This window comes from Streptomyces sp. NPDC015032 (genome assembly GCF_043080425.1).
GTDB lineage: Bacteria > Actinomycetota > Actinomycetes > Streptomycetales > Streptomycetaceae > Streptomyces.
The window spans coordinates 584,576-607,386 of the sequence record NZ_JBIBVN010000001.1 but is presented as its reverse complement, the minus strand read 5'-3'; the positions used below and the strand labels follow the sequence as shown (position 1 = coordinate 607,386).

Below are 22,811 nucleotides of genomic sequence, written 5' to 3'. Positions count from 1 at the left end.
CTTCGGGGCGGGGGGCCCCCGGGGGCCCACGCGGGGGGAGAGGGCGGCGGGCCGGCCGCCCCCCCGCCCTGTACCCGGGTTGTCCCCCCGGGGGGCCCCCACCCCCCCGGGGCCCCCCCCACCGCCGTTTTCGTCGTGGATGCGTACGAGCCGCCCCCGGAAGGGAGTTGGGGCATGAGTTGCGCAGGCGCCGTGGTGAGTGCGTCACAGTCGTGAGTCCGAATGAAGGTCAACTGCCACCAAATCGGTTCGTATTGCACGGAACGGCCTTGACGTAGTCCTTAACTGTGGACAGGGTGCTAGAGCAGCACGCGTATGTCTGGGACAGGTGTGAACGGGGGCGGGCGGCATGACCACGGCTCCATGTGGCGCCGTTCGGAGCAAACTCCGCAGAGCCAGGGCCCGCATATGGCTGCTCCATGACGAGAACAGCTACTGGGGGTAGCAGCAGATGACCAAGAAGACGCGGGTACGCGTCGCGCGGATAGCCGCAGGTGCGGTGATCGCCGCGGGTGCTTCGCTTACCGCTGCTGGTGCGGCGTCGGCCGTCGGCATCGGTGTCGGTGTCGGCGGTCTCACGGCCAAGGCCGAGGCCGACGAAGGCGTTCTGGGTGTCGACGCCGACCTGAACGGTTCGGAGGGCGGCACCCAGGGCGGTGACCCGGGCGGTGTCGACGACGGCGGTCAGGCGGCCGGCAGCAGTTCTTCGGGCAGCGAGGGCTCTTCGGGCTCGCAGGGTTCGTCGGGTTCGCAGGGTTCGTCGGGTTCGCAGGGTTCGTCCGGCAGTGAGGGTTCGTCCGGTTCGCAGGGTTCGTCGGGTTCGCAGGGTTCGTCGGGCAGTGAGGGTTCGTCGGGCTCGCAGGGCTCGTCGGGCTCGCAGGGTTCGTCGGGCAGCGAGGGTTCGTCCGGCTCGCAGGGCTCGTCGGGTTCGCAGGGCTCGTCCGGCAGTGAGGGCTCGTCGGGCTCGCAGGGCTCGTCGGGCAGTGAGGGCTCTTCGGGCTCGCAGGGTTCGTCCGGCTCGCAGGGCTCGTCGGGTTCGCAGGGTTCGTCGGGCAGCGAGGGCTCGTCGGGCTCCCAGGGCTCGTCCGGTTCCCAGGGCTCGTCCGGTACCACGGGTAACGGTGGTACCACCGGCAATGGCGGTACCACGAGTAACGGTGGTACCACCGGCAATGGTGGTACGACGGCTAACGGTGGTACCACCGGCAATGGTGGCACCACGGGTAACGGCGGTACCACGGGTAACGGTGGCGCTACCGGTAGTGCCACCTCGGGCTCCGCGACCGGTGGCGACAGCTGCACCGTCGACCTCGACGGCGCGAAGTGCGCGAACAACACCACCCCCGACTCGGCCGGCAACCAGCCGGTCGAGCAGGGCAAGGGCAAGGACGAGCTCGCCGAGACCGGTGCCGCCGAGACCACGTTCCTGCTGGTCGGCGCCGCGACGATGATTGCCGGAGGCATCGGCTTCCGGATCCTGCCGCGCCTGGTGAACGGCCGTACGGTCGCCTAAGGGCCGCCCGCGGTACAGGCACGCACACAGGGGCCCGGGATGCCGTCATCGGCATCCCGGGCCCCTTCGTGTACACATACGCTCTCGCAGGCGGACGGACGGGCTCCCCGCGGCTACACGGTCTGGTGCGCCAGCAGTGCCAGCGCGCCCAGCAGCACCACCAGCAGGGCCACCAGCGTCACGGGGCTCAGCCCGGCGAAGATTCCCTGCCCCTGCTCCTGCTGCAGCCGCTCACGGCTTGCCCGGCATACGGGGCAGCGGCCCTCGTTCACGGGCGCCGCGCAGTTTGCGCACACCAGTCGGTCATAGGTCATGCGCCTTCCTCCTCCCGCGCTGCGGAGCCGCATATACGTTCTCGCTCCGTACAACGCTCATGGGGACGCAACCGTTCCCCCTCCCACTGTGCCAGCTCGCGCGGATTTCGGCGCGGCCCGCCGGACATCACCCGTTCCGTAGCACTTCGGCCGGGCTTCCGGCAGTGCCGTTCTGCCATAAATCGCCCATCCTCGGACGCGCGCCTGCACGCGTCGGGCCGGTTCGCGTATGGTCACGCACACCTACTCCCGGCCGACCGTGGTGCATCCGTGATCCGATTCGACAACGTCTCCAAGACTTACCCGAAGCAGAGCCGTCCCGCTCTACGGGATGTGTCTCTCGATATCGAGAAGGGTGAGTTCGTCTTCCTGGTGGGCTCCTCCGGCTCCGGCAAGTCCACCTTCATGCGGCTCATCCTCCGCGAGGAGCGTGCCAGCCAGGGCATGGTCCACGTCCTGGGAAAGGACCTCGCGCGCCTGTCCAACTGGAAGGTGCCGCATATGCGCCGCCAGCTGGGCACGGTTTTCCAGGACTTCAGACTCCTCCCCAACAAGACCGTCGCGGAGAACGTGGCGTTCGCGCAGGAGGTCATCGGCAAGCCGCGCGGCGAGATCCGCAAGGCGGTGCCGCAGGTTCTCGACCTGGTCGGCCTCGGTGGCAAGGAGGACCGGAGGCCCGGTGAGCTCTCCGGCGGTGAGCAACAGCGCGTGGCGATCGCGCGGGCTTTCGTGAACCGTCCCATGCTGCTCATCGCGGACGAGCCGACCGGCAACCTCGACCCGCAGACCTCCGTCGGCATCATGAAGCTGCTGGACCGGATCAACCGGACCGGCACCACCGTGATCATGGCGACCCACGACCAGAACATCGTCGACCAGATGCGCAAGCGCGTCATCGAGCTGGAGCAGGGCCGTCTCGTACGTGACCAGGCCCGCGGCGTCTACGGCTACCAGCACTGAGCATCGAGCACTGAAAGGACGCCATGCGCGCCCAGTTCGTCCTGTCGGAGATCGGCGTCGGCCTCCGTCGCAACCTCACGATGACCTTCGCCGTCGTCGTCTCCGTCGCCCTCTCGCTCGCCCTGTTCGGCGGCGCGCTGCTCATGCGCGAGCAGGTCAGCACGATGAAGGACTACTGGTACGACAAGGTCAACGTCTCGATCTTCCTCTGCAGCAAGAACGATGTGACCTCGATGCCCAAGTGTGCCAAGGGTGCGGTCACCGCCGATCAGAAGAAGGAGATCGAGGCCGACCTCAAGAAGATGGACGCCGTCCAGACGGTCACGTACGAGTCTGCCGACCAGGCGTACAAGCGCTACCAGGCGCAGTTCGGCGATTCGCCCATGGCGGGCGACATCACACCGGACCAGATGCAGGAGTCGTTCCGGGTCAAACTCCATGACCCGAAGAAGTACAAGGTCGTCGCCACCGCCTTCGCCGGGCGCAACGGGGTGCAGTCCGTCCAGGACCAGAGGTCGATCCTGGACAACCTCTTCCAGTTGATGAACGGTATGAACGTGGCCGCCCTCTTCGTGATGGCGCTGATGCTGGTCATCGCGCTGATGCTGATCGTGAACACCGTCCGGGTGTCCGCGTTCAGCCGACGACGCGAAACCGGCATCATGCGGCTCGTCGGCGCCTCCGGGTTCTACATCCAGATGCCGTTCATCATGGAGGCCGCGTTCGCCGGCCTCATCGGTGGCATCCTCGCCTGCGTGATGCTGCTGGCCGGCCGGTACTTCCTGATCGACGGCGGACTGGCCCTGCAGAGCAAGCTGAACCTGATCGACTTCATCGGCTGGGACGCGGTTCTCACCAAGCTGCCCCTGGTCCTGGCGATCGGCCTGCTGATGCCCGCTGTTGCCGCCCTCTTCGCGCTGCGCAAGTACCTGAAGGTGTGAAAAGCGCCCTGGTGGTGCACGGTCAACCGACCGTGTGCCACAAGGGCGTTGTCCTAGACTCATCGCCATGTCGGGTCCCGCGCAGTGTTTCGGGCCCCGCGGCGTGCGCCGCGGGGCGGCCCTGACCTTGGTCTTCGCGAGCGTGCTGGCCACCGCGGCGGCCACCGGCTCCTTGCCGCGCGGCGGCTCGAAGTCTCCGGATCCGGCGACCCGTTACGTCGCCTCCACGGTCGACGGCGACGAGGTGGCCGACGCCGCCGCCCGGGCCGTGGCCGACGGCAAGTCGGGCAAGCAGGCGGCCGAGGGGGTCGTCAGCCGCAGCGGGGACCGCTGGGGCGCGGTGTACGACGAGCGGCAGTACGAGGAGTTCGAGCAGGCCCTCGACGGCTCGTACACCGGCGTCGGGATCTCCGCCAGGCGCTCCGCCGAGGGGCTGGTCGAGGTGGCCCGGGTCCAGCCCGGCGGCCCCGCCGACCGGGCCGGCATCGAGCCGGGCGATCTGCTCCGCACGGTCGACGGCCACCGGATCGACAGGCGCCCCGTCGCCGAGGTCGTCGCCCTGCTGCGCGGGGACCGCACGGAGGCGTCCGCGGGCACCGCAGTCGTGCTGGGTGTCCAGAGGGGCGCCGCGCTGCACACCGAGACGCTGCGCCGGGCCACCCTCTCCACCGAGGCCGTCACCGTCCGGCGGATCGGGCCGAAGCGTTCCGATTCCTCCGAGGCCGTGCTGATCGAGGTCGACTCGTTCACCAAGGGCTCGGGTGGCAGGGTCCGCGACGCGGTCCGGGACGCGCCGACGGACGCCGGGGTGCTCCTCGATCTCCGCGGCAACTCCGGCGGCCTGGTCACCGAGGCCGTCACCGCCGCCTCCGCCTTCCTGGACGGCGGCCTGGTTGCCACGTACGACGTGCACGGAGAACAGCGTGCCCTCTACGCGCAGCCGGGCGGTGACACCGCCCGGCCCCTCGTCGTCCTGGTCGACGGCGGCACGATGAGCGCCGCCGAGCTCCTCACCGGTGCACTCCAGGACCGGGGCCGCGCCGTCACCGTCGGCTCGCGCACCTTCGGCAAGGGTTCGGTCCAGATGCCCAGCAGGCTCCCGGGCGGTTCGGTGGCCGAGCTGACCGTCGGCCACTACCGCACCCCGGCGGGCCGTGGCGTCGACGGCCGCGGCATCACCCCGGACCTCGCGGTGAGCTCCCGGGCCGAGCAGCGGGCCGAGACAGTATTGAGTGGCCTCGGGGGTGGGTCGTAGTGCGAAAATGGCCGCACTATGGCTAAGGAAAAGGACACCGGGCGCAAGCTCATCGCGCAGAACAAGAAGGCGCGACACGACTACCACATCCTCGACACCTACGAGTGCGGCCTCGTACTCATGGGTACCGAGGTCAAATCGCTGCGGCTGGGCAGGGCCTCGCTGGTGGACGGCTTCGTCCAGATCGACGGCGGCGAGGCCTGGCTGCACAACATCCATGTCCCGGAGTACGTGCAGGGGACCTGGACCAATCACTCGGCCAAGCGGAAGCGCAAGCTGCTGATGCACCGGGCGGAGATCGACAAGCTGGAGGCGAAGTCGGGCGAGACGGGGCACACCATCGTGCCGCTCGCGCTGTACTTCAAGGACAGCCGGGTCAAGGTCGAGATCGCGCTCGCCAAGGGCAAGAAGGAGTACGACAAGCGGCAGACGCTGCGCGAGAAGCAGGACCTGCGGGAGACCAACCGCGCGATCTCGGCGGCACGCCGGCGCCAGCGCAGCGCGTAGCCGCGGGCGCACGGGCGGGGCGGGCAGGAATAGGCTGGCATCGTCGTGCGTTGGTCACGTACGATGGCACTGCGCCTCACCGAAGGTGCACGTATTGAAAACACAACATGGGGATGATCGGTTTCGACAGCGGATGTCGAAGCAGGGGAAGCGTGTCGAGGAAGCGGCAATGATCTCGTAAACCATATGTCGCAACCAATAATCGCCAACACCAAGCGCGATTCCTTCGCCCTCGCTGCCTAAGTAGCGACTTGCGAAGTGTCAGCCCGGGGGTGATCCCGACCCGGATCCTGGCATCATCAAGGGATCTAAACTTCTAGACCCGGTCACGGGGCCTGGAAGGAAATCAAACAGTGACTGAGCCCGTCGGAGACTTGTTCGCGTGATCTCCGGGGCCGAGAAAAGCGCAGCGAACTGCACACGGAGAAGCCCTGATTCTGCACCGTTGGACGCGGGTTCGATTCCCGCCATCTCCACAATTCCCATGTGAACGAGAACCCCGTTGCCCACAGGCAGCGGGGTTCTCGTTGTTCTGCGCGGAGCCCCGCGCCCGCGCGCATCACTTCCGGGGGACGCGGACCCCGGCTGTCGCGACGGCCAGCGCCAGCCCCGCCGCGCACACCGGCACGGCATAGCCGGTCGTCCGCCCGGCGTGCTCCACCATCCAGCCGCCGGTCGCCGAACCAGCGGCGATCCCGCCCAGCATCGCGGTCACGGCCAGGGTCATGCCCTCGTTCAACCGGCCTTCCGGGGTGAGGCGTTGGACCAGTGTCATGCCGGTCACCATCGTCGGTGCCGTCGCGGCGCCCGCCAGCAGCAGTGCGCCCGCCAGGGCGAGCAGCGAATCGGTCGCGGAGGTGGTGAGCAGTGGCAGGGACATCAGCGCCGTCATCCCCGCCAGGCAGCCCAGCAGCCGGCGCCGGACGTCCACAGCCGGGCGCAGTGATCCGTACAGCAGCCCCGCCACGCACGATCCGGCCGCCTGGAGAGCCAGGATCGCGCCCCCGGCGTGGGCGATCGTGACGACCTCCATCGCGCCGAAGACCGCGCCGGTGGCGAGGAAGGCGGCGAGCAGGGCCGGCATGCCGGGAGTGCGGAGCGGGGAGTTGGTGCGGGTGGTGCGGGGCGCCACCGGGGGTTCGGTGGCGCGCTGGGCGGCGAAGATCAGCACGCCGGTCATCAGCAGGACCGCCCCGACGAGCGTTCCGGCCTCCGGGAAGAGCGCCGCGCAGAGCAGGGCGGCGAGGGCGGGGCCGAGCATGAAGCAGAGTTCGTCGGCGGCCTGTTCGAAGGAGTTCGCGGTGTGCAGGGCGGCCGGATCGCCCCGGTGCAGATGGGCCCAGCGGGCCCGGGACATCCCGCCCGTGTTGGGGGTGGTGGCGGTGGCGGCGTAGGAGGCGAAGAGGGTCCAGGACGGGGCTCCGTAGTGCACACAGAGCAGCAGGGCCAGCGAGCCGAGCGCGGCGATCGCGGTGGCGGGCACCGCGATCCGCGCCTGTCCGTACCGGTCGACGAGCCGGGCCGTCCAGGGGGCGACCACCGCCGTGGCGGCGAGGCCGGTCGCGGTGACGGCTCCGGCCAGGGCGTACGAGCCGCGCGAGCCGGCGATCATGATGACCGCGCTGACGCTGAACATCCCCATGGGCAGCCTGGCCAGGAGGTTGCCCGCGGTGAAGGCGCGGGCGCCCGGGGTGGCGAGCAGGCGGCGGTACGGGTTGGTGGGTGCGGGCCGGGCGGGGGCGGCGGCGCGCGGGGCGATGATCAGCAGGTTTCCGGAGACGGTGAGTATGGGGTCGGTGGGCGGTGTTCTCTCGTACGGCATGGATCAACCCTCGGGGCGCACGCCGCATGGGGTCCAACACCTTCTCCGTACCGATTAACGCATCTGTGTTGTAAATTCTTGAGGTGGCCATCTCCGCTGCCGACCCGGGCACGACCCGGACGCATTCCCATCCCGGTACCCACACCGACCCCCGGCTGCTCCGCGCCTTCGTCGCCGTCGCCGAGGAACTGCATTTCACCCGCGCCGCCGCCCGGCTCTACATCGCACAGCAGGCGCTGAGCCGGGACATCCGCCGACTGGAGCGCGAACTGGGTGCGGAGCTCTTTGTGCGCACCACCCGGCAGGTCTCCCTCACCGCCGACGGCGAACGTCTCCTGCCGTACGCCCGGCGGGTGCTGGAGGCGCACGACGATCTTGCCGCGGCCTTCGCCGACCCCGCGGCCCGGCCACTCTTCGTCGACCTCAACACCGACGGCATGACGGCTGCCCGGGTCCTCGCCCGCGCTCGGGAGCTGGCTCCCGCGTGCGAGCTGATGGCGCGCTTCGAGAGCGGGCTCACCTGGGCCGCGGGCGAGATCCTCGCCGGGCGGCTCGACGTCTCCTTCGGCCGCGCCGCCGGGCTCGACCCCGCGGTGCGGGTGCGGCTCGGCGTACAGCCGGTGCGGTACGAGCCGATGGCCGTGCTGCTCCCGGCCGGTCACCCCCTCGCCGCGCACGAGACCGTCGCCCTGGCCGACCTGGCCGGTGAGACCGTCTACGCGGGCGCCGGGAACCCGCGCACCGAGGAATGGACAGACTTCGCCCGGCTGCTCTTCGCCGAGTGGGGCATCGAACTGGCACCGCCCGTCCCGCTCGCCATCGGTGTGGCCGAATTCCAACGGGTCATGGCGAAGTCGCGCTACGCCGTTCTGTGCGTCGTCGGCTTCCCTCCGATGCCGGGCACCGTGGTGCGTCCGCTGGTACGGCCCGTACCGGTCTCCCCGCTCCTGCTGGTCTGGCGCAAGGGGCTGCGTCACCCCGGCCTCGACGCCCTGCGCGAAGCCGCGGCCCGGCTCGGTGCCGAGGAGGGCTGGATGGTGCGGCCCGGCGGGAGCTGGCTGCCCCGGCCCGACGCGGCGCTCATGCTGGGAACCGCCTGACCGGTGAACCGAGAGCGGTACGCCTCCCCTGGACCGGGGACCCCTGCACCCGGACCCCTGTGCCCGGATCCCTGTGCCCGGATCCCTGTGCCCGGACCCCTGCGCCCGGATCCCTGTGCCCGGATCCCTGTGCCCGGACCTCTGTGCCCGGACCTCTGCGCCCGGACCTCTGCGCCCGGACCCCCGCGCCCGGACCCCCGCGCCCGGATCCACCTCGCTCGGACGCGCCGGACCGCGGACCGGCGATGCCGGGCGGCGTGATCCATGACCGTTCGGTGCCAACGGACGTAACGTGTGGGAAATACGGCTGAACCAGGTCCGTCACGCGCCGTTGGCAGGCTCGGCCGTCGGCAGCATCGGGCAGCAGCGGGACGAGAGCCGGGCAGACCACATGCACGAGGACGCACAGCACGGGCCGCTCGCGGGCTTCACCGTCGGGGTCACCGCCGCGCGGCGCGCGGCGGAGTTCGGCGCGCTGCTGGAGCGGCGTGGCGCCGTCGTCATGCACGCGCCCGCCCTGCGGACCGTGCCGCTCGCCGACGACACCGAACTCCTCGCTGCCACCCGGGGAATCGTCGGAGCCGCCCCCGACGTGGTCGTCGCCACCACCGCCGTCGGCTTCCGGGGCTGGATCGAGGCCGCCGAGGGCTGGGGTCTCGGCGACCGGCTGACGACGGTCCTGCGCGACGTCGAGCTGCTGGCCCGCGGCCCGAAGGCCAAGGGCGCCGTCCGGGCCGCCGGGCTGACCGAGGCGTGGTCACCCGCCTCCGAATCCATGGCCGAGGTGCTGGACCGGCTCCTGGGCGAGGGCGTGGAGGGCCGCCGTATCGCTGTCCAGCTGCACGGCGAACCCGCCCCCGGCTTCGTCGAGTCGCTCCGCGGCGCGGGAGCCGAGGTGATCGCCGTACCCGTCTACCGCTGGGAGGACCCCGAGGACATCACCCCGCTCGACCGCTTGCTCGACACCACTCTGGCCCGGGACCTGGACGCCCTCACCTTCACCAGCGCCCCGGCCGCCGTGTCACTGCTCGGCCGGGCCGAGAGACGAGGGCTGCTCCCGGAGCTTCTGAGCGCCCTGCGGGAGGACGTCCTCGTGGCCTGCGTCGGACCGGTCACCGCCCTCCCGCTGCGGGCCCGGGGGATCGGCACCGTCCAGCCGGAACGCTCCCGGCTCGCCCCGCTCGTCCAGCTGCTGTGCCATGAACTCCCCGCCAGGGCACACACGTTGCCGCTCGCCGGGCACCACGTCCAGATCCGCGGCCGCGCCGTGATCGTCGACGGCGCACTGCGCACGGTGCCGCCCGCGGGAATGGCCCTGCTGCACACCCTGGCCCGCCGGCCGGGCCGGGTGGTGTCCCGAGCCGACCTGCTGCGCGCGCTGCCCGGCGGCGGCGCCGACGAACACGCGGTGGAGACGGCCGTGGCGAGGCTGCGTACGGCACTGGGCGTGCCCCACCTCATCCAGACGGTCGTCAAACGGGGCTACCGGCTGGCGCTGGACCCGGCGGGGGACGGCCCTGCGGGCACCCCTGTTGTCAGTCCCGATTGATAGAACCGGCGCAGACGGAGGACGGCAAAGAGGGAGGACCCATGGGCACCTGGGGCAGTGGGAATTTCGACAGTGACACGGCCGCGGATCACCTGTCGGACATCACCGGACGGCTCATCTCGGAGATCGAGGAGGCGATGGCCGGCGACCCGGTCGGCCTGGAGCCCGACGACTACTGGGGCGTGGCCGTGCCGTGCAACGTCGAGCTGCTGTGCCTGATGGCGGAGCAGCACTACGTCGGCGCGAAGGTACCGGAGGCGGCGGTGGTCGAGGGCTGGAAGAAGACGTTCATGGACGTGTGGGAGCGGATCATCGACGGCCTGGAGCCCGCGGACGGGTACAAGAAGGAGAGGCGCGCGGAGCTGATCCGCACCTTCGACCGGCTGGCGGCCCTGGCCGTGGAGAACGAGAGCTGACGAGGTCGGGGAAACCGATGGCCGCGGCTGGCGCCGGCGAGGGCGCGATGCCAAGGGCTGTCCCGTAACCCCAGGTGGATCAGTGCGCGGCGTCAGATGTGGCTGGGCCGTTCCGTCCCTTCGGCTTCAGGCGAGGTCGGTGGCGGGCTCGGTTGCGTAGCGGCTCATCGCATCGATGTTGGCCTGTCGCGTCAACGGCCGGCCGCCGGTGAGCGCCTCCTGGAGGTCTCGGAAGTACTGCACGTACAGGTCGGGGGTGAATGTGCTGAGCATGACGGCGGGCTGGTCGGTCGGGTTGGCAAAGGTGTGCGGGGTGCCTGGCGGAACGATCACGAGCGTGCCCGTGGTGGCGTCGTGGTCCTCGTCCCCAACGGTGAACCGCACGGTGCCGGAGAGGACGTAGAAACCCTCGTCGTGTTGGGCGTGGCGGTGCTGCGGCGGTCCCTGGGTGCGCGGGGCGAGGACGGACTCGGCGATCGCGAGGCGGTGCCCGGTGTGGCTGCCGTCCTCCAGGACACGCATGCGCGTGGTGCCCAGAACGATCGTCTCGCCGTCGCCGGGACCCACCACCGATACGGCGGGGTCGGTCTGCGGCTCGCTGGTCTTCGCTTCTTCGGTCATGCTCACCAGTGCACCGCCGGGGCCCTGCCGGTGTCCAAGACCCATCCCGCAGCAGCGATACCTCGTGGGTATCGTTGCAGCGTGGAGCTACGAACCTTGCGCTACTTCGTGGCGGTCGCCGAGGAACTCCACTTCGGCCGGGCCGCCACCCGACTGCACATGAGTCAGCCGCCGCTGAGCCGGGCGATCAAGCAGTTGGAAGCCGACGTCGGGGCCCTGCTCTTCGCCCGCTCGCCCACCGGCGTCGCGCTCACTCCGGTGGGCAGGGTGCTGCTCGACGAGGCGCGGGCCCTACTCGACCATGCCGACCGCGTCCGGGTACGTGTGAGCGCGGCGGCCGGCGTCGCGACCCTCACCGTCGGCATCCTGGGCGACGGCACCGACCCGGGAGTATCCAGGCTGGCCGCCGCCTACCGACAACGCCACCCCGGCATCGACATCCGCATCCGCGACACCGATCTGACCGACCCGACGTGCGGGCTGCGCGCCGGACTGGTCGATGTCGCCCTCACCCGGGCGCCGTTCGACGAGACCACCCTGACGATGCGTGCGCTGCGAACCGATCCGGTCGGCGTGGTCCTGCGCGCCGACGATCCGCTGGCCCGCTGCGACCGGCTGCGGCTGGCTGAGCTGAGCGACCGCCGCTGGTTCCAGTTTCCGCAGGGCACCGACCCCATCTGGCAGTCGTACTGGAACGGCGGCAGGCCGCGCGAGGGCCCCGTGGTGCGCGCAGTCCAGGAATGCCTGCAGGCCGTGCTGTGGAACGGCACGGTCGGCCTGGCCCCGCTCGGACACGACCTGCCCGCGGAGCTGGCCGTGGTACCGCTGACCGACATGGCGCCGAGCCGAGTGGTGGCGGTGTGGAACGAAGGTGACACCAACCCCTTGATCCGATCTTTCATCGAGATCGCGACAGCCGCGTACCGCAACTGAGAGCTGCAACTGGTGCTGCCGCATCCCGTGAACAATGCGAACGCTGCGGCCCTCGGCACTGCCTCCCGAAGTAGCAGACATCTGCTGCCCCTAGAACAAAGCCACGTCATCGCGTCTTTCCGTCGGCAGCTGGCCAACCACTGCCCGGCCGCCAGTGTGGCCGGGGCCTCGGAGCCGTGGTGAGACCGACCGGCCTGCGGATACGCTGGCCTCTATCCTTCATGAGCGATTGTTGTCCGCTCTATGATCAAACGATGACGGCGGGCAGTAGGCGGCATCTGGGCTGTTCTGCTGGGTGAATGAACAGCAACCGCAGGTCCCGTTTCCCGTATCGGCATACGTCCCGTCGTTCTTCCCACTACGCCCTGACCATGGTGGCTGCGGCCGTCGCGCTCGGTATCGCCTTGGCTGGGTGCGGTGATCAGGGCACCGGCGTCCGGGCAGAGGGGAACAGCAAGTCGGCGAGCGAGGCGAAGAACACTGGTACGAAGGTGCTGTGGGTGGGCGACTCCATCGCTGGCGCCGAAGCCCCCGCTCTGGGTGCCGCCCTGAAAGCTGACGGCGTGGAGTTCAAGGACGCTTCTTCACAGGGCGGGGGCACGGTCGTCGCCGGCAGTGAGGAGATCACGAAGATGATCGCTGCCGACACGTGGAAGCAACTGGCTGAGAACGTTGAGTCGTTCCAGCCCACCGTGGTCGCCTACCAGATCACCACGTACGACTGGGGAAGCCAGGATCAGCAGCGCGCCGCCTACGAGAAGCTCGTCAAGACGGCCGAGGACGCCGGGGCCACGACGGTGTTCGTTCCGGCCCCGCCCATCAAAATCGATGATTTCTACAAGCAGCACGCGTCGCAAATGCGTACCGCTCCTCAGGCAGCCATGGGGGTCGCCAACAACAGCGGCGGCGCGGCGGTGTTCCTTGACGCCGCGCAATTGTGGGGCACCGATGCCTCGGCAGAAAACGCACAGCGCGCCTCAGACGGAATCCACAACTGCCAGCAGGGGGCGGCCGTCTTCGCCGCCTGGTTTGCCACGGAGCTCGGCAAGTTGGAGGGCTTCACGCCCGCACGCGTGGACACATGGGCCAAGGGCTCGTGGACCAGCGATGACCAGTACGCCAAGCTCAAGTGCGACAGCTGAGGGAGCGGCACATGCCTGAGCGTCGTACGCACGTCGCGGCCCTCGACGGGCTGCGCGGGTTCGCGGTTGCGGCCGTGTTGCTCTTCCACGCCGGGCATCTGCGCGGCGGCTTCTTCGGCGTCGACCTGTTCTTTGTGCTGTCCGGGTTCCTGATCACTGGGCTACTGCTTGGTGAGACGGCGGGGCGCGGCCGGATCGCCCTGGCCGAGTTCTGGGCCCGCCGTGCCCGTCGCCTGCTGCCCGCCCTGGTCTGCGTGGTGGTCGTGACCGTATCGGTGACATGGGTCTGGGGCACCTCGTCCCAACTGCGCTTCGCGCTTGACGACATGCCTTGGGTCGGGGCCCAGGCCGTCAACTGGCACTACATCACCGAACAGATCGGATACTGGAACGCCTCCGACACCCGGGTCTTCGCCCACCTGTGGAGCATCGGCGTGGAGTGGCAGTTCTATCTGGCCTGGCCGGTGGTGATAGCTGTGGTAGCCCAGGGCCAGTACGGCGAGCGGATCACGGCTCTGCTCGCCGGGATGGGAGCCATGGTGTCCCTCGTACTGACCCTCTGGCTCGGTGTCGCGGTGGATACCACCCGCGCCTACGAGGGCACCGACACCCGCGCCGCTGCCCTGCTGCTCGGGGCGCTCGTGGCCACCGCACCGGTACGCGGTCTCGCGCGCCGGGTGCCACGCCGCGCAGCTGACCTGGTGTGCCTGGTCCTGGCATGCGCGCTCGTTGTGGCGTGGGCGGTGACCGAGGGCGAAAAGGCGCCGCTGCTCTTCCAGGGCGGTCTATTCCTGCACTCTCTGGCCGGGGCAGCACTGATCGTCCTCATGGCCCAGGTACCGGGCACCCATGCGGCCCGGATCGTGGGCAGCCGTCTGCCGCGTCGACTGGGTGAGATCTCCTACAGCCTGTATCTGTGGCACTGGCCGGTGTATCTACTGCTGTTGCCCCGGCTTTCCGGGCTCGGGGACTGGGGCGGCACCGTTGTCGCGATCGCGGTGTCGCTGGTAGCCGCTGTGGCGACGAAACGGCTCGTCGAGGATCCGGTGCGGTTCCGCTCGGGTTGGGCATGCGGCCGGCGGGGCCTGGGCGTGGTCGCGGCCCTGGCTCTCATCGGGGTCGTGCTGTGGGCGGCAGTCCCCGCACCGATACCAGGTGCGGGCACCGTCGACATCAGCCAGTTGAGATGAGTGACGCCACGGCCAGCGGCTGGCCGTACAGTGGGCGACTACCTGATATCTCCGGCAATGCCGGATTACCGTATTCTCTGTGGAAGAGGCCTTGTCCATGACCCGCGTCCTGTTGATCGAAGACGATCCGGCCGTGCGCCGCGGTGTCGTCCTGGGCCTGTCCCGCAACGGGCACGAGACCGAGGCGGTCGGCACCGGTGAAGATGGTCTGGATGCGCTGACCGCCGTCAAGCCTGACCTCGTGCTCCTAGACCTGATGCTACCCGGCATGAGCGGCCTGGAGGTGTGCCGCCGCATCCGCGAGATCAGCCGCCTACCGATCGTGATCCTGTCCGCACGCGGTGACGACATCGACGTTGTGATCGGCCTGGAGGCGGGCGCCGACGATTATGTCGTCAAGCCCGCGAGCGCAGCGGTCATAGAGGCCCGTATGCGCGCGGTGCTGCGCCGCATCGCGCCCGACCAGGCCAACACCGGCGCAGATGCCGGGCCCACCACCGTGGGCGATCTGGAGATCGACCGCTGCGCGCTCACTGTTCGCAAGCGCGGCGAGGAACTACCGCTCGCTGCATCCGAGTTGAAGCTGCTGCTCTTTCTCAGCGCGGCACCGGCGCGGACCTTCAGCCGCCAGCAGTTGCTCGAGGACATCTGGGAGCACAGCTACTACGGGGACGTCCGTCTGGTGGACGCCTGCGTGATGCGGCTGCGCGCCAAGATCGAGGAGGACTCGCGCCACCCCGTGTACGTCCAGACCGTGCGCGGCTTCGGCTACCGCTTCGGCCCGCTGCCCGCATGAGACTGGCGCTCCCCCGCGGCCTGGGCCCGCGCCTGGTCGTCGCCTTCCTCCTCGTCGCCGCGCTCAGCGCGCTCATCACCGCCGCGCTCACCTTCCGCCAGGCCCGCAATGCGATCCTGGACCGCACCCAGAACAACACCGTCCACGACCTGCGCCTCCAGGTCAACTCGCTCCTCCCCAACCTGCCGCCCAACCCCACCGACACGGACCTGCGGACCTTCGCGCGCCAACTGGACCGCGCCTCAGGCTCGCGCCGCTGGCACACGGCCGTCTCCCGCGACGGCGGCCCGCTCATCGGCACCGCGGGCCAGATCAGCAGCGCTCTGCGCGCCGCGGCAAAGGGCGGCGACACCACCTTCTACGAGCGCGTGGGGCACACCACAGGACCCCGGCTGCTCATCGGCATGCCTGTGAGCTACACCGGCCGGGGCGAAAGGGCGGGGAAACCGCCAGAGCTCGTCCTCTACGCAGACCTCTCGCTGCACGGCGAACAGGCCGACATCTCCACGCTGATCACCGCGGCCTGGACGGGGGCTGTCCCCGCGCTCGCCCTCGCCGTCGCCCCTGCCCTGTTTGCTGCCCGCCGGGTGCTGCGGCCGGTACGACAGCTGCGTACGGCGGCCGAGAAGATCACGTCGGGTGCCCTGGACACACGCCTGGACGTCGTAGGCAAGGACGAACTTGCCGCGTTGACCGGCACGTTCAACACTATGGCCGCCACGTTGGAGCGAGACGACGCCGAACTGCGGCGTATGGAAGCAAACGCCCGCCGGTTCGTCGCCGACGTCTCGCACGAGCTGCGCACCCCGCTCGCCGCGATGGTCGCCGTCACCGATGCCCTCGACGAGGACGCCCGCTCCGGCACGCTGCCCTCGGGCACCGTCGGCGCGGTCCTCCTCATCAACGACGAGACCCGCAAGCTGGCCGGCATGGTCGAGGACCTGATGGAGGTCTCCCGCTTCGACGCGGGCGCGGCGGTCCTGCACCTGGACGACGTGAGCCTGCGCACCATCATTCACAAGACGCTTCAACTGCGTGGCTGGCGGGAACCGGGCGAGGTGATCACCGAGCTTCCCGAGGACGATCCACGCATCCGGGTCGACGCACGTCGCATCGACGTCGTCCTCGCCAACCTGATCGGCAACGCGCTGCGGCACGGCGCCGCGCCCGTCACCGTCCGGGCGACCACCACCCGGGAGGCCGTCGTAATCAAGGTCGCCGACCGCGGCCCCGGCATCCCGGACGACGTCCTGCCGCACATCTTCGACCGCTTCTATAAGGCGGATGCCGCGCGGACCCGCTCCGAAGGCAGCGGCCTCGGACTTGCCATCGCGATGGAGAACGTACGTCTCCACCACGGCACCCTCGTCGCCGCCAACCTCTCGGACGGCGGCGCGGTTTTCACCGTGACCCTTCCGTACAGGCCCTCACAGGAGGACATGTCATGAAGCGCCAACTCGCCTGGCTTGTTACCCTGTTGGTGGCCTTGTCGACGGGCTGCGGCGTAGGTTCCACCGGCCCGGTACCGGCTGGCGCCCCGGCCTCCGGTCTGTGGGCGGATTCCCTGTCCCACTATGCCCACCTCTACTTCGTCGGCCCGTACGGCATCCAGGCCGTGCTCCGCGAAGTGAGTGCCCCCGTGACCCCGCAACAGGCCCTCGACCTCCTCCTCAAGGGCCCCGACACGGCCGAACGAGCCCGTGGCCTGATCACCGAGGTGCCCCCGATCCACGGGCGCCTGACCGCCCGGACTGCCGATGGCGCTGTGGACCTGTTCCTCCCGGTGCCCGTGGCGAACATGACCGGTGGCGGCCTCGGCCTCAGCCAGATCATCTGCACGACGGCCAACGCCGAGGTACCCGGCGGCAAGCACCCCCCCGACGTGGACGTACGAGTCCATGAGGCGGGCTACTCGACGGCTTGGACCGTGCGGTGCGACGCGGCAGGCAATGTCGTTTCCGTGCCGGCCCGTTGACTCAGAGCGTGCCGCGCTGCCCCGCAGATGAACTGGTTGCACACGGCCGGGGCCACACGGAAATGGCTTCGGTCGAGTCGTTGGAGCTGTGGACGACGATGTGAGCGGGGCGCGTTTCGGCTACCTCGGTCCATTCGTCGCTGATGCAACCGCTGCGCCGGGACGTTCCGGGCGCTGGGTGGGCGTGATGGCCCCCGATCTGGACACCTGTCGCTCTGTTTCCATTACTAGGCGAAACCGCATCGCGTAGTCCTGTGGACCACCTAAAGGGCTCGCGGAGAATCAAGATGTTGCTTCACGTGATTCGACTCGTTGCGGGCCGGGTGCACTCGCCCTCGCCATGTAGGAGGGGCCTGCTGCAGGGTTGGGTGACAGCGGGGTTTATGCAGCCAGGGCTGCGGCTGGGGTCATGATGGTCTCGTACTCGACGGGGGTCAATCGGGCCAGGCGTCTCTGACGCCGGCGTCGATGGTAGGTGCGTTCGATCCAGGTGACGATCGCGATCCGCAGCTCCTGGCGGGTGGCCCAGGTACGGCGGTCGAGGACGTTCTTCTGCAGCAGCGCGAAGAAGCACTCCATTGCCGCGTTGTCGCCGGCCGCACCGACCCGGCCCATGGAGCCGACCAGGTGGTGACGTGCGAGAACGGACACGAACTTCCGTGAGCGGAACTGCGACCCGCGATCGGAATGAACAGTGCATCCCGCGACCTGGCCGCGACGGGCCACCGCGGATTCAAGGGCTCTCACCGCGAGGCTGGACTGCATCCGGGCGTCGATGGAATAGCCCACGATGCGGCTGGAGTACACGTCCTTGACGGCACACAGATACAGCTTCCCCTCGCCGGTTGCGTGCTCGGTGATGTCCGTCAGCCACAACCGGTTCGGCCCGGCTGCGGTGAAGTCCCGCCGCACCAGATCATCATGGACAGGCGGCCCAGCCTTGGCGTTCTTCCCACGGCCCCGGTGTGGTCACGGACGTGGGCGAAGGCGTCAGCGCGGTGAAGGCGGGTGACCACGTCGTCCTCTCCTGGTTCGCGCCCTGCCGCCGCTGCCGCAAGTGCCTGGCCGGCATGGCCTGGCTGTGCACCGGCACCCAGGCCGTGGCGAACACCCTGCCCGACGGCACGACACCCATCACCGACGCCCAGGGCGAGGAGGTCTGGCCCTACCTGGGCCTCGGCGCGTTCACCAGCCGGGTCGTCGTCCCGGAATCAGCGGCGGTCAAGGTCCCCGACGAGCTGCCGTTCGGCATCGGAGCCCTCTTGGGCTGTTCCATCTCCACCGGCATCGGCGCGGCCATGAACACCGCCGGCGTGCGGCCCGGCGAGTCCGCGGTCGTCGTCGGCGCCGGAGGGGTGGGCCTGTCCGTGGTGATGGGCCTGCGTCTGGTGGGGGCCGACCCCATCATCGCCGTCGACCTCTCGCCCGAGCGCCTGGCCGCCGCCGAACGCTTCGGAGCGACCCACACGCTCGACGCCGCCACGACCGACGTGGCCGCCTGGTGCCAGGAGGAACTCGGCGGGGCCGACTACGCCTTCGAGGCCATCGGCAGCCCGAAGGTCATCGAAACCCTCCCGGGCATGCTTACCTCCGGCGGGGCGGCCGTCCTGGTCGGCATGGCCGCCACCGACGCGATGGGCGCGTTCAACCTCTTCGACCTCGCCGACCAGGGCAAGCGCATCCTCGGCTGTAACTACGGCTCCAGCGTCGGCGCGATCGACATCCCGAAGCTGGCCCGCCTCTACCTGGCCGGCCGGCTGCCGCTGGACGAGCTGATCGGCAAGGTCCGCCCGCTCGATGAGGCGGCCGCCGCCTTCGAGGACCTCAAGTCCGCCGTCGGGGCCCGCACCATCCTCGAACCGTAGGACTCCGCGACGCCGGCCTCGCGGCACACTGGACGCGAGGCCGGCACGGCCCACTGCCCTTACGTCCCCCTCACTTCCTGGAGACCTGATGTACGCCGTCACCGACCCCGCCACCGGTACGACCACACATACCTACCCGACCGCCACCGACGCCGAGGTGACCGCGGCCGTCGACGCCGCCCACGCGGCCACCGCCTGGGGACGAAGCACTTCAGTGGCCGAGCGCGCCGCGCTCCTGCGCCGCCTGGGGGATCTGCACGCCGAGCACCGTGCCGAACTGGCGGCGAGCATCGTGCGCGAGATGGGCAAGCCGCTCGACGAAGCGGAGGGCGAGATCGACTTCTGCATCGACATCTACCACTACTACGCCGACCATGCCGAGGAGTTCCTCGCCGACGAGGAGCTTCCCGTCACCTCCGGCCCCGGCCGTGCCGTCATCCGGCGCAGCCCGGTGGGTGTTCTGCTCGGCATCATGCCGTGGAACTTCCCCGCCTACCAGGTCGCCCGGTTCGCCGCCCCGAACCTCGCCCTGGGCAACACCATCGTCCTCAAGCACGCCCCGCAGTGCCCGGCCACCGCCGCGCTGCTGGAGCGGCTGGTCGCCGAGGCAGGCTTCCCCGTCGGCGCGTACGTCAACGTGTACGCCACCAATGAGCAGATCGCCGAGGTGATCGCCGACCCGCGGGTCCACGGCGTGTCCTTGACCGGCTCGGAACGGGCCGGTGCCGCCGTCGCCGAGATCGCCGGGCGGCACCTGAAGAAGGTCGTCCTCGAACTCGGCGGCTCCGACCCGTTCATCGTGCTGTCCACCGACGACCTCGACTCCGTCGTGGACGCCGCCGTGTCAGCCCGCCTCGACAACACCGGCCAGGCCTGCAACGCCGCCAAGCGGTTCGTCGTCACGTCCGGTCTCTACGAAACGTTCGTGGAGAAGTTCACCGCCCAGCTCCTTGCCCGCCAGTCGGGGGCTCCCCTGTCCTCGGTCGCCGCGGCCGACACCCTGGAGCGCCAGGTGGCCGCCGCCGTCGCGGAAGGCGCGACGCTGCACACCGAGGGCGAACGCAGCGGCGCCCACTTCCCGGCCGGCGTCCTCACCGGACTCACCACCGAGCACGCCGCGGCGCGCCAGGAGCTCTTCGGCCCGGTCGCCATGGTCTTCCGGGCGGCCGACGAACAGGACGCGCTGCGGATCGCCAACGACACCCCGTACGGTCTCGGCTCGTACGTCTTCACCACGGACCCCGCACAGGCCACCCGCGTCGCCGACGGCATCGAGGCCGGCATGGTGTTCATCAACGGCGTCGGCGCCGAGGGCGCCGAGCTGCCCTTCGGCGGCATCAAGCGCTCCGGCTTCGGCCGCGAGCTGGGCCGCCCGGGCATCGAGGAGTTCGTCAACAAGAAGCTCATCCGCACGGTGGCGTAGGCAGCGGCGGGGCCGGGGGTTGTGATCAGACGGACCACCGGTGATTGCCGGGGCGCAGGGCTACCCGCGCATCTGCCTCCAGCCCTCAGGCCCACCACCCCACCAGATGCCCCGCCCCGGTGGGACGCGGCGCTCCATCACGGAGCCGGCCGTCGCCCGGCAATGCCGTGGCACGGGAGACCTGCCTGTACTCGGCCAGGACCGCCGAGGCGCCCGGTGACAGGTTCGGGCATTCCGTACCGTCCGGGGACACTGCGGATGGCGGTCGCACAGCGCACGGTGCCCGAAGCCCCTGCGACCGAGGAGCGCCACGGGCCGCCGGCCGTCGCAGGCGGCACGGTGAGTACGTCGTTGGGGAGGGAAGCCCAGGTCGGGGCAGAGGGGCAGTTGCACGGCGGCGCCGAGCATGTTCTGGTACCGGCGGAACTTCCGCTGCTGCCAGGAGGAGCCCTGGTGGGCCACATGCCCTCGGCAGCAGGCACAGGGTGCCCCAGTGGCGGGTACGGCCGGCCGTCACGGGCGGGTCCGCCCAGGGGTTTCTCCCCTCGCTCGTCGGTTGTCCGGGGCCCTGTGCAGAAGCTGCCAGGCAGGTAAGGGTGACCCTACTTTTGTGGGTGTGAGTGTTTCCTCGTGGCCCCGGGGTGAGCCATGGCGGGCCGGCTCTCGGTTGCTTCCACGCGGGGGTTCGCGGACCTGGACGCGTACCGTCTTGACGCACCATGTGACTGCGCAACGTCCCTTCATAGACCAGCCCCAGCCGCGTCATCGCCTGCTGGGACCGCACGTTCAGGTTGTCGGTTCGCAAGGCAATTCGAGCAAGGCCCAGATCGTCGAAGGCGTGGGCCAACAGCAGAAGCTTGGATTCGGCATTGTAGGGACCGCCCCAACAAGAACGGTCGAACCAAGTCGCACCAATCTCCGCACGACTCTCCGCGAGGTCAAGCTCATACAGGCTGGTCGAGCCGATCACTGTCTCGTCCGTGAGGCGCTGGACGGCGAAGCATCTCCTCGCCCGATCCGCCAACATCTGCCTGATCATCTCCCGCGTCTCTATCACGGAGCCTGGTCGAGGCCGGGGCATCCAACGCCAGACCTCAGGATCCGACGCTGAGGGGAACAACGCCTCTGCACGATCGACGGACAGCGGAACGAGACGGACAGCGCGGCCGAGGAGGGAGTTGTTGCTCATCGCTGCACCATAGCTTCGGGATTACTGCCCATCGTCGATGCGCAGATCATGTCGCCTTCATCGCGCACAGTAACCGCTGCACGGAAGCTGAGCCAGAACCCCTTCTTCGCGTACAGAGCCACCGCGGCTGTCCGTCTTCGTCGTCACTGCCCGTCTCGTCATCCGTGTGCGGGTCGCCGCAGCTTCCGCAGTCCCGGCCGAGAACCCGCACGGCTACGACCCCAGGACCAACACCGTCCGGGCCGTCGGCATCCCCGGGCCCGACCGGTGCCGCCGGCCGTAACGGTGCGCCGGGCGATCCGGACGCGCTCGTGTCCACGGCCAGGGTCACCACGATGTCCCGGGCCTCGATATACGTCTTGCGGGGGCGTGGGCGCCGTTGACTCGCCTGTGCCGTTCGGTCAGCATGGATGGATGACAGACCAGGCGGGACCGTCACTGTTACGGGCCATCGCCCTGTTCGCCGCCCTGTCGGGAACACTCGGCCTCTCCGGCTGCGGCAGTGGTGACAGCGGCGACGCCGCCGCCCCGGGCGCCCCCTCGTCCACGTCGGTGAGTCCGTCTGCCTCCATCGCGGCCACCCCCGCGGCGCCTCCGTCCCCCACGCCTTCCTGCGTCCGGGGTGACAAGGACTGGCTGGACAGCAATCTGCGTGGGCGCAGCGTGACCGGCTACCTGCCCATCGAGTTCGGCGGGCCGCCGAAGCTCTGTGAGCCGGTGACCGTCCACGTCGGCTATTTCGACGTCTTCTTCACCACCGTCATGGACGGGGCGAAGTTGAAGCAGGGCTACACGGTGGAGACGGTCGACCGGCAGCAGTTCACCGTTGACGGCTCAGCGCTGGTCAAGGCGAACCCGCCCTCCGGCGGCGGCAGTTCCTCCTCCTCGTGCACCGGGCTTCTGGTGATCATGTCGCTCGGCAAGCGGGTGGGGCCCGGCGACATCAAGACCATCAGCTGGTCGCAGTACGAGGAGAGCGGCGCCCTCGGGAACGTGGGGATCTCGTTCAAGGACAACGCGAGCATCGTCCGATACGACCTGCAGACCCCGACCGGGGCCTCTTCCTGCTGATGCCGAGAACACTGAGCGGCTGCGCTCGATGAACGCGGCCGCTCGTCTGCTTGCGGTCGACCCCCCGAAATACCGAAGCCAAGAAGGTGCTTGAGGAGACGTCTCGGCATCTATGCGACCTGACCCTCACTACGCAGAGACCAGCGCAACGTCCTGAACAGGGCTTTGCGGCGGTTTCGTTGGACGCCCTGGCTCTCTTCGGTATCGCTGGCCGCGGCCGCACCTCTCA

The 22,811-nt window shown here is 69.6% G+C and carries 21 protein-coding genes, 1 other RNA gene and 1 pseudogene; 18 read left to right on the top strand and 5 right to left on the bottom strand.

Annotated elements, in window-relative coordinates; all coding sequences use genetic code 11:
- Window positions 1–451: 451 nt before the first annotated feature.
- Window positions 452–1,513, top strand: a complete 1,062-nt coding sequence (locus ACF08M_RS02745; RefSeq protein ID WP_392183406.1) for a hypothetical protein — start codon at window positions 452–454, stop codon at window positions 1,511–1,513.
- Between the two features lie 113 nt (window positions 1,514–1,626).
- On the opposite strand, the gene ACF08M_RS02740 is transcribed toward ACF08M_RS02745, so the two are convergent.
- The gene (locus ACF08M_RS02740) at window positions 1,627–1,827 is read right to left on the bottom strand and encodes a hypothetical protein (RefSeq protein WP_361456105.1); all 201 of its coding nucleotides are present in this window, start codon (window positions 1,825–1,827) and stop codon (window positions 1,627–1,629) included.
- Window positions 1,828–2,097: 270 nt separating this feature from the next.
- On the opposite strand from ACF08M_RS02740, the gene ftsE reads away from it, so the two are divergent.
- The 5 genes from ftsE (at window position 2,098) to ssrA (ending at window position 5,969) form a co-directional block, all read left to right on the top strand.
- A complete protein-coding gene (gene ftsE, locus ACF08M_RS02735; RefSeq protein ID WP_266746501.1) occupies window positions 2,098–2,787 on the top strand; it encodes a cell division ATP-binding protein FtsE in 690 nt (229 codons plus the stop codon).
- 23 nt (window positions 2,788–2,810) lie between these two features.
- Window positions 2,811–3,728, top strand: a complete 918-nt coding sequence (ftsX, locus tag ACF08M_RS02730) for a permease-like cell division protein FtsX (protein ID WP_392183405.1) — start codon at window positions 2,811–2,813, stop codon at window positions 3,726–3,728.
- A gap of 67 nt (window positions 3,729–3,795) precedes the next feature.
- A complete protein-coding gene (locus ACF08M_RS02725; protein ID WP_392183404.1) occupies window positions 3,796–4,983 on the top strand; it encodes a S41 family peptidase in 1,188 nt (395 codons plus the stop codon).
- A gap of 18 nt (window positions 4,984–5,001) precedes the next feature.
- Window positions 5,002–5,490, top strand: coding sequence for an SsrA-binding protein SmpB (gene smpB / locus ACF08M_RS02720; protein WP_392183403.1), 489 nt, complete (start codon window positions 5,002–5,004; stop codon window positions 5,488–5,490).
- Window positions 5,491–5,599: 109 nt separating this feature from the next.
- Window positions 5,600–5,969: a transfer-messenger RNA gene (gene ssrA / locus ACF08M_RS02715) on the top strand.
- 80 nt (window positions 5,970–6,049) lie between these two features.
- On the opposite strand, the gene ACF08M_RS02710 is transcribed toward ssrA, so the two are convergent.
- A complete protein-coding gene (locus ACF08M_RS02710) occupies window positions 6,050–7,312 on the bottom strand; it encodes an MFS transporter (RefSeq protein WP_392183402.1) in 1,263 nt (420 codons plus the stop codon).
- Between the two features lie 89 nt (window positions 7,313–7,401).
- On the opposite strand from ACF08M_RS02710, the gene ACF08M_RS02705 reads away from it, so the two are divergent.
- From ACF08M_RS02705 to ACF08M_RS02695, 3 genes are all read left to right on the top strand, one after another.
- Window positions 7,402–8,412 (top strand): LysR family transcriptional regulator, encoded by a 1,011-nt coding sequence (locus ACF08M_RS02705; protein ID WP_392183452.1) that lies wholly within the window; start codon window positions 7,402–7,404, stop codon window positions 8,410–8,412.
- 391 nt (window positions 8,413–8,803) lie between these two features.
- On the top strand, window positions 8,804–9,961 hold the full coding sequence (locus tag ACF08M_RS02700; protein ID WP_392183451.1) for a uroporphyrinogen-III synthase: 1,158 nt from the start codon (window positions 8,804–8,806) through the stop codon (window positions 9,959–9,961).
- Between the two features lie 41 nt (window positions 9,962–10,002).
- Window positions 10,003–10,377 carry a DUF4259 domain-containing protein gene (locus tag ACF08M_RS02695; RefSeq protein ID WP_392183401.1) on the top strand — a complete coding sequence of 125 codons (375 nt, stop codon included), beginning with the start codon at window positions 10,003–10,005 and terminating at the stop codon, window positions 10,375–10,377.
- Between the two features lie 126 nt (window positions 10,378–10,503).
- Here the strand turns inward: ACF08M_RS02695 and ACF08M_RS02690 are convergent, their stop codons facing one another.
- Window positions 10,504–10,998: a cupin domain-containing protein gene (locus ACF08M_RS02690; RefSeq protein ID WP_392183400.1), complete on the bottom strand. Its 495-nt coding sequence runs from the start codon at window positions 10,996–10,998 to the stop codon at window positions 10,504–10,506.
- Window positions 10,999–11,079: 81 nt separating this feature from the next.
- Here ACF08M_RS02690 and ACF08M_RS02685 point away from each other — a divergent pair, with 81 nt between their 5' ends.
- The 6 genes from ACF08M_RS02685 to ACF08M_RS02660 all read left to right on the top strand — a co-directional run bounded on the left by ACF08M_RS02685 (window position 11,080) and on the right by ACF08M_RS02660 (window position 17,034).
- Window positions 11,080–11,931, top strand: a complete 852-nt coding sequence (locus ACF08M_RS02685) for a LysR family transcriptional regulator (protein WP_392183399.1) — start codon at window positions 11,080–11,082, stop codon at window positions 11,929–11,931.
- A gap of 299 nt (window positions 11,932–12,230) precedes the next feature.
- Window positions 12,231–13,073, top strand: a complete 843-nt coding sequence (locus tag ACF08M_RS02680; protein WP_392183398.1) for an SGNH hydrolase domain-containing protein — start codon at window positions 12,231–12,233, stop codon at window positions 13,071–13,073.
- Window positions 13,074–13,084: 11 nt separating this feature from the next.
- On the top strand, window positions 13,085–14,263 hold the full coding sequence (locus ACF08M_RS02675; RefSeq protein ID WP_392183397.1) for an acyltransferase family protein: 1,179 nt from the start codon (window positions 13,085–13,087) through the stop codon (window positions 14,261–14,263).
- A gap of 97 nt (window positions 14,264–14,360) precedes the next feature.
- A complete protein-coding gene (locus ACF08M_RS02670; RefSeq protein ID WP_392183450.1) occupies window positions 14,361–15,059 on the top strand; it encodes a response regulator in 699 nt (232 codons plus the stop codon).
- Entirely contained in the window at window positions 15,056–16,507 is a 1,452-nt protein-coding gene (locus tag ACF08M_RS02665; RefSeq protein ID WP_392183396.1) for a sensor histidine kinase, read from the top strand. The genes ACF08M_RS02670 and ACF08M_RS02665 overlap by 4 nt, the downstream gene beginning before the upstream one ends.
- Window positions 16,504–17,034 (top strand): hypothetical protein, encoded by a 531-nt coding sequence (locus ACF08M_RS02660; protein WP_392183395.1) that lies wholly within the window; start codon window positions 16,504–16,506, stop codon window positions 17,032–17,034. The genes ACF08M_RS02665 and ACF08M_RS02660 overlap by 4 nt, the downstream gene beginning before the upstream one ends.
- A 381-nt stretch (window positions 17,035–17,415) precedes the next feature.
- On the opposite strand, the pseudogene ACF08M_RS02655 reads toward ACF08M_RS02660, so the two are convergent.
- Window positions 17,416–17,991, bottom strand: a pseudogene (locus tag ACF08M_RS02655) (IS3 family transposase); the annotation flags it as partial.
- Window positions 17,992–17,999: 8 nt separating this feature from the next.
- Here ACF08M_RS02655 and ACF08M_RS02650 point away from each other — a divergent pair.
- Window positions 18,000–18,899 (top strand): zinc-binding dehydrogenase, encoded by a 900-nt coding sequence (locus tag ACF08M_RS02650; RefSeq protein ID WP_392183394.1) that lies wholly within the window; start codon window positions 18,000–18,002, stop codon window positions 18,897–18,899.
- Between the two features lie 88 nt (window positions 18,900–18,987).
- Window positions 18,988–20,322, top strand: coding sequence for an NAD-dependent succinate-semialdehyde dehydrogenase (locus tag ACF08M_RS02645; RefSeq protein ID WP_383724697.1), 1,335 nt, complete (start codon window positions 18,988–18,990; stop codon window positions 20,320–20,322).
- An 85-nt stretch (window positions 20,323–20,407) separates the two neighbouring features.
- Here ACF08M_RS02645 and ACF08M_RS02640 read toward each other — a convergent pair whose 3' ends face one another.
- A complete protein-coding gene (locus tag ACF08M_RS02640; RefSeq protein WP_392183393.1) occupies window positions 20,408–21,511 on the bottom strand; it encodes a GNAT family N-acetyltransferase in 1,104 nt (367 codons plus the stop codon).
- Between the two features lie 414 nt (window positions 21,512–21,925).
- Here ACF08M_RS02640 and ACF08M_RS02635 point away from each other — a divergent pair, with 414 nt between their 5' ends.
- A complete protein-coding gene (locus ACF08M_RS02635) occupies window positions 21,926–22,582 on the top strand; it encodes a hypothetical protein (RefSeq protein WP_392183392.1) in 657 nt (218 codons plus the stop codon).
- The last annotated feature ends 229 nt before the right edge of the window (window positions 22,583–22,811 follow it).